Source organism: Sphingomonas sp. FG14 (assembly GCF_057809675.1).
Map to the genome: position 1 here is coordinate 22,547 of NZ_JBMDKK010000029.1, position 6,107 is coordinate 28,653.

At 65.9% G+C, this 6,107-nt stretch carries 5 protein-coding genes; all 5 read right to left on the reverse strand.

What is annotated here, in order from left to right; translation table 11 throughout:
* Window positions 1-73: 73 nt before the first annotated feature.
* Window positions 74-1,264 carry an elongation factor Tu gene (tuf, locus tag ACODTA_RS28960; protein WP_489070921.1) on the reverse strand — a complete coding sequence of 397 codons (1,191 nt, stop codon included), beginning with the start codon at window positions 1,262-1,264 and terminating at the stop codon, window positions 74-76.
* Between the two features lie 86 nt (window positions 1,265-1,350).
* Entirely contained in the window at window positions 1,351-3,444 is a 2,094-nt protein-coding gene (gene fusA, locus ACODTA_RS28965) for an elongation factor G (protein ID WP_489070923.1), read from the reverse strand.
* A gap of 82 nt (window positions 3,445-3,526) precedes the next feature.
* The gene (rpsG, locus tag ACODTA_RS28970) at window positions 3,527-3,997 is read right to left on the reverse strand and encodes a 30S ribosomal protein S7 (protein WP_489070925.1); all 471 of its coding nucleotides are present in this window, start codon (window positions 3,995-3,997) and stop codon (window positions 3,527-3,529) included.
* A 15-nt stretch (window positions 3,998-4,012) separates the two neighbouring features.
* Complete coding sequence (gene rpsL, locus ACODTA_RS28975; protein ID WP_489070927.1) at window positions 4,013-4,384, reverse strand: 30S ribosomal protein S12; 372 nt, start codon at window positions 4,382-4,384, stop codon at window positions 4,013-4,015.
* A 256-nt stretch (window positions 4,385-4,640) separates the two neighbouring features.
* A partial coding sequence (locus ACODTA_RS28980; protein ID WP_489070929.1) for a penicillin-binding transpeptidase domain-containing protein occupies window positions 4,641-6,107 on the reverse strand: 1,467 nt, incomplete at its 5' end.

The window sequence follows — 6,107 nt, forward strand, 5'->3', positions numbered from 1 at the left end:
GCGAAAGAGCCGTAACTGTAAAATGCGAGCCGCCCGATTCCCCAGAGAGAATCGGGCGGCTGCGGTGCCTATATTACTTCGTGATCGTCGCGACAACCCCTGCGCCGACGGTACGGCCGCCTTCGCGAATTGCGAAGCGCAGACCCGGATCCATCGCGATCGGGGCGATCAGCTTGACGCTGAGCTGGACGTTGTCGCCCGGCATGACCATCTCGGTGCCCTCGGGGAGCACGACTTCGCCGGTCACGTCGGTGGTGCGGAAGTAGAACTGCGGACGATAGTTCGCGAAGAACGGCGTGTGACGGCCACCCTCGTCCTTCGAGAGGACATAGACCTCCGAAGTGAACTCGGTGTGCGGCTTGATCGAGCCGGGCTTGCAGAGCACCTGGCCACGCTCGACCTCTTCACGGCCGACGCCGCGGATCAGCGCACCGATGTTGTCGCCGGCCTGGCCCTGGTCGAGCAGCTTGCGGAACATCTCGACGCCGGTGACGGTCGTCTTCTTGGTGTCCTTGATGCCGACGATCTCGACTTCCTCGCCAACCTTGACGATGCCGGTCTCGACGCGGCCGGTGACGACCGTACCACGACCCGAGATCGAGAACACGTCTTCGATCGGCATCAGGAAGGGCTTGTCGAGCGGACGCTCCGGCTGCGGGATCCACGCGTCGACGGCAGCCATCAGCTTCAGGATCGCGTCACGGCCGATCTCGGTGTTGCTGTCTTCCAGAGCGGCGAGAGCCGAACCGGCGATGATCGGAATATTGTCGCCGTCGAAGTCGCGCTTGGAAAGCTCCTCGCGGATTTCGAGCTCGACGAGCTCCAGCAGCTCCGGATCGTCGACCTGGTCGACCTTGTTCAGGAAGACGACCATGGTGGGAACGCCGACCTGCTTGGCGAGCAGGATGTGCTCCTTGGTCTGCGGCATCGGGCCGTCAGCGGCCGAAACGACGAGGATCGCGCCGTCCATCTGCGCGGCGCCGGTGATCATGTTCTTCACATAGTCGGCGTGGCCCGGGCAGTCGACGTGCGCATAGTGGCGCTCGCCGGTCTCATACTCGACGTGCGCGGTCGAGATGGTGATGCCGCGCTCGCGCTCTTCAGGCGCCTTGTCGATGTTGGCATAGTCGACGAACGTCGCGCCGCCGGTCTCGGCCAGCACCTTGGTGATCGCCGCGGTCAGCGAGGTCTTGCCATGGTCGACGTGACCGATGGTGCCGATGTTGCAGTGCGGCTTGGTCCGCTCAAATTTAGCTTTCGCCATTTTCTTCCTACCTTCTTCTCTCTGATCTCGATCGCCGACCGCCAGGGGCGTGCTCGAAGCGTGGCCCCATAGCGACGATTCTCGAATTATGCCAGCTTTGCTTTCACTTCATCCGCGACGTTCTGCGGAACCTCGTCATAGTGCGAGAACTGCATGCTGTACTGAGCGCGGCCCTGCGTGAACGAGCGCAGCGAATTCACGTAACCGAACATGTTCGCCAGCGGCACCATCGCGGTCACCGCCTGCGCGTTGCCGCGCGTGTCGGTGCCCTGGATCTGGCCGCGACGGCTGTTCATGTCGCCGATCACGTCGCCCAGATAATCCTCCGGCGTGACGACTTCCACCTTCATCACCGGCTCGAGCAGCGTGATGCCCGACTTCTGGGCCGCTTCGCGCATCGCGCCGCGGGCACAGATTTCAAACGCCAGCGCCGACGAGTCGACGTCGTGGTACGCGCCGTCATACAGCAGGATCTCGAAGTCGATGATCGGGAAGCCGACCAGCGAACCCGTGGCCGCCGTCTCGCGGAAGCCCTTCTCGATCGCGGGGATATATTCCTTGGGAATATTGCCGCCCTTGATCTCGTCCTTGAAGATGATGCCCGAACCGCGTTCACCCGGCGCAAGCTTCACCTTCACGCGGCCGAACTGGCCGGTGCCGCCCGACTGCTTCTTGTGGGTGTAGTCGATATCGACGGGCTTCTTCAGATATTCGCGATAGGCCACCTGCGGCGCGCCGACATTGGCCTCGACCTTGAACTCGCGCTTCATGCGGTCGACCAGGATCTCGAGGTGGAGCTCGCCCATCCCCTTGATGATGGTCTGGCCCGATTCGTGATCAGTCGAAACGCGGAACGAGGGATCCTCGGCGGCCAGGCGGTTGAGCGCGATGCCCATCTTTTCCTGGTCGGCCTTGGTCTTCGGCTCCACCGACAGCTCGATCACGGGCTCGGGGAACTCCATGCGCTCCAGGATGATCGGATTCGCGGCGTCGCATAGCGTGTCGCCGGTCGTCGTTTCCTTGAGGCCCGCGATCGCGACGATGTCGCCGGCGCGCGCTTCATCGATGTCCTCACGCGAGTTCGCGTGCATGAGGAGCATACGGCCGATCTTTTCCTTCTTGTCCTTCACCGAGTTCAGGTAGCTGCCCTTGGACAGCGTGCCCGAATAGATGCGCGCGAAGGTGAGCGAACCCACGAACGGGTCGTTCATGATCTTGAACGCCAGCAGCGACAGCGGCGCATCGTCCGAAGCCGGACGCGAATCCGGCGTCTCGCCGTCGAGCTTCACGCCCTGCACGTCGGGAATGTCCAGCGGCGAAGGCAGATAGTCGACCACGGCGTCGAGCAGGGGCTGCACGCCCTTGTTCTTGAACGCCGAACCGCAGACGATCGGAACGAACGAGAAGTTCAGCGTACCCTTGCGGATCAGCTTCTTGAGGGTGGCGACGTCGGGCTCGTTGCCCTCCAGATACGCCTCCATCACGTCGTCGTCCTGCTCGACGGCCATCTCGATCAGCTCGGCGCGCGCGGTCGCGGCGGCGTCCTGCAGATCCTCGGGGATGTCGCGATATTCGAACTTCGCGCCCAGCGACTCATCGAGCCAGATGATCGCGCGGTTCTCGACCAGATCGACCAGGCCCTTGAAGCCGCCCTCGATGCCGATCGGGAGATACAGCACGGCGGGACGCGCGCCCAGGCGGTCCTTGATCATGTCGACGCAGCGCTCGAAGCTCGCGCCGGTGCGGTCGAGCTTGTTGACGAAGCACATGCGGGGAACCTTGTACTTCTCCGCCTGGCGCCACACCGTTTCCGACTGCGGCTCAACGCCGGCGACGCCGTCGAAGCAGGCCACCGCGCCGTCGAGCACGCGCAGCGAGCGCTCGACCTCGATGGTGAAGTCGACGTGTCCGGGCGTGTCGATGATGTTGATCAGGTGCTCTTCGCCCTTGCCCTCTTCAGCGCGCCACTTGCAGGTGGTCGCCGCCGAGGTGATCGTGATCCCGCGCTCCTGCTCCTGCTCCATCCAGTCCATCGTCGCCGTGCCTTCGTGCACTTCGCCGATCTTGTAGGACTTGCCGGTGTAATAGAGGATGCGCTCCGTCGTCGTGGTCTTACCGGCGTCGATGTGCGCCATGATGCCGATATTGCGGTAGCGCTCGAGCGGATGGCTGCGGGCCATGATCGTCAGTTCCTTAGCAATGTGGGGAGCCGGACCGTCCGGCTCCCCATCATATGGTGGTGTTGATTGCCGTTCGCCAGCCTTACCAGCGGTAATGGCTGAAGGCGCGGTTCGCCTCGGCCATGCGGTGCGTGTCCTCGCGCTTCTTCACCGCGTTGCCGCGGTTGTTCGAAGCGTCGAGCAGCTCGCCCGAGAGGCGCGCGGCCATCGTGGTCTCGCTGCGCGCGCGCGCGGCAGTGATCAGCCAGCGGATCGCCAGCGCCTGGGCGCGCTCGGGGCGCACCTCGACGGGGACCTGGTAGGTCGCACCGCCGACGCGGCGGCTGCGGACCTCGATGCCCGGCTTCACGTTGGTCAGCGCTTCGTGGAAAACGCCGATCGGATCCTTCTTGGCGCGAGCCTCGACGGTCTCCAGGGCGCCATACACGATGCCTTCGGCGACGGACTTCTTGCCGTCGAGCATCACGCTGTTCATGAATTTCGAAAGAATCTGATCACCGAACTTGGGATCAGGGAGGATTTCCCGCTTCTCGGGACGACGACGACGTGCCATTTCAGCCGATCCTTCTTACTTGGGACGCTTCGCGCCGTACTTCGAACGGCTCTGCTTGCGATCCTTGACGCCCTGCGTGTCGAGCACGCCGCGCAGAACATGGTAGCGGACGCCGGGAAGGTCGCGAACGCGGCCGCCACGGATCAGCACCACCGAGTGCTCCTGAAGGTTGTGGCCCTCACCCGGGATATAGGTGATGACTTCGCGCTGGTTGGTCAGGCGAACCTTGGCCACCTTGCGAAGCGCCGAGTTCGGCTTTTTCGGGGTCGTCGTGTAGACGCGCGTGCAAACGCCGCGCTTTTGCGGGTTCGCCTCCATCGCAGGGACCTTCGACTTGGCCTTCTGCGGTTCGCGACCCTTGCGGATCAGCTGGTTGATCGTTGGCATGAAGCCTTCACCTTCTCAGTTACTTTGCTGCGACATGAGGCATGCAAAATGCAAAAAGGACCCCGGCGGCCATAACGGCCCCCCAGGCCTTCCCACGCATCAGCAATGTTCAAGCGTGCCTGCATAAGGACAGCGTCTGGATGGACTCCACCACCAGCCCGCAGGCAGGGGCGGCCTATAACGATGGAGTCGAAAGCGGTCAACCGGGCCGCGGATTCGGATTCCGGCGGCGCCGGCAGGTTCCCGGGCCGGGCTTTCACCGCACCGTGAATATCAGGCTGTCCACCACTTTCCCGCCGGGATCGACCAGTTTCAGCCGGTGCGTGCCCGGCCCCGCCAGCACCAGCGGCCGCGCCCCGGCATCGCCCAGGTCGCGCGAATCGAGCGTCAGCCGGTGGCCCAGCACCTCGCCCGCCACCTGCACCGCCATGCGCTGGCGCTCGATCGGGATGTCGGGGTCCAGCGCATAGACGCTGCCGCCGACCGGGCTGACGATTCGCGGCCGGCGCGACGCGGCCGGCGCGCCGCCGATCACCGCCTGCCCCGTGCCCGCCAGGAAATATTCGCGGCGCGGCGGCTCGATCCCGTCGGCGAAGCGGATCACCCGCTGTTCGATGCCAGATGGCCGTGGCGGGGCCACTCCCGGCCGTTCGGCATGGAGCGCGCGCATCACGTCGCGCCACACCGGCGCGGCGCCGCTGGTGCCGGAGACGGCGCGCATCGAATCGCCCTCCAGATTGCCGATCCACACCGCCACGGTGAACCGGTCCGAAAAGCCCACGCACCAATTGTCGCGCATCGCCTTTGACGTGCCCGTCTTCACCGCCGCCCAGAAGGGCAGGCGCAGCGCGCTGTCCATGCCGAAGGCGCGGGCGCGGGCGTCGGGATCGGCCAGCATGTCCGCCACCATCCACGACGCCTGCGGGCTGAACACCGCGCGCGGCCGTTCGCGCCTGTCATCCTGGCGGACGCGCAGCGGCGACCAGCGCCCCTCCAGCGCGAGCGCGCGATAGGCGGCCGCCTGTTCGAGCAAGGTGACCTCCGCCGAGCCGAGCGCCAGCGAGAAGCCGTAATATTGCCCGTCCTCGGTGAGCCCGCGATAGCCCGTGTCCCACAGCCGGTCGCGGAATGCATCGACCCCCGCCAGCAGCAGTGTGCGCACCGCCGGCACGTTGAGCGACCCGGCGAGCGCGCTGCGCACCGAAACCGGCCCCTTGAAGTCGCGATCGTAATTCTGCGGCACGTACAGGCCGGAGGCGGTGTCGAGCTGGACGGGCGAATCGTCGAGGATCGAGGCGGGCGTGAGATAGCCGCGCTCGATCGCCTGGGCGTAGAGGAAGGGCTTGAGCGTCGATCCCGCCTGGCGATAGCTGTTGGCGCCGTCGACCTGCGCGGCGGTCGATCCGCCGCCGACCCCGCCGACATAGGCGAGCACGTCGCCGCTGGCATTGTCCACCACCACCACCGCGCCGTCGCGCGCGCGCTCCGCCCCCAGCCCCTGGAGCTGGCGGGCGAGCGCCTGCCCCGCGAACCGCTGGACGCGGGTGTCGAGCGTCGTCGTCACCTTCATGCCCGGTTCGGTCAGCAGCCGGATCGCGAGATGCGGGGCCAGCCCCGGATCGAGCGCCAGCCGCCGCGCCGGCCCCAGCATGTCACGCGCCGCCGCGTCCAGCGCGGCACAGTCCCCCCCGCCCCCCGCCCCGCCCCCCGCCAGCCCGCACGC